This window comes from Streptomyces mayteni, assembly GCF_054783955.1.
Window position 1 is genome coordinate 1 of the sequence record NZ_BAAGPR010000294.1, and the last position, 636, is coordinate 636.

2 protein-coding genes are annotated in these 636 nt (G+C 40.7%); both read right to left on the minus strand.

The genetic code is table 11. From position 1 onward, the window contains the following. Positions 1–103: 103 nt before the first annotated feature. Positions 104–346 (minus strand): hypothetical protein, encoded by a 243-nt coding sequence (locus tag ACYVPE_RS39970; RefSeq protein ID WP_461038751.1) that lies wholly within the window; start codon positions 344–346, stop codon positions 104–106. Positions 347–412: 66 nt separating this feature from the next. Further along, positions 413–636, minus strand: a 224-nt coding sequence (locus ACYVPE_RS39975; protein WP_461038752.1) for a hypothetical protein, incomplete at its 5' end; no start/stop codon positions are given.

Here is a 636-nt window from a genome sequence, read left to right on the forward strand (position 1 = left end):
ATGCTGCTGCGTTGGCGTTGTAAGCAATCCTCCTGTTAAGGAGTTTCTATCATAAAGTATTGATGTAAGTATTATAGGCATTTTATATTATAATTTTTAAATATCAAGTACTTACTGCATTTACGCGGCTGCGGCAGGCTGACGTTGGTGTCGCCACAGCTTTCCCATTTGCCTTATCCACCATGTAATAGAACTTACTTCTAATCATGGTGAATATCTGCGAATCAGACAGGCAATTGAAGCGTTGGTGCTTCCTGACTTCATCGCGCAACAGATTTTTTACTTTTCTGTTGGCCTTGTCGGTGATGGACTTGAGCGTATCAAACTTGATGCCACGGCCAACCAAGTATTCACGGTAGTGATCAGCTATGTGATCCTATAATGTAAGTGAAAAAATTAAGAAATAAAGTTATTAAATTGAATTTACTAATTGATACTTTAATTTTAAACTTACACTACACTGCTTTCTGACCTTGTTGATCTCAGCCACAGAAACATACTGCTGCCCTTGCTGTGGCTGTTGAACTGGATGTTGCTGCTGCAGCTGCAGCTGTTGCTGTTGCCACATTTGAGTAAAAAACTGCATTTGGGCAGTCATCATCTCTGGTGTGAAACTAGAGGCTGCTCCAATGGCCT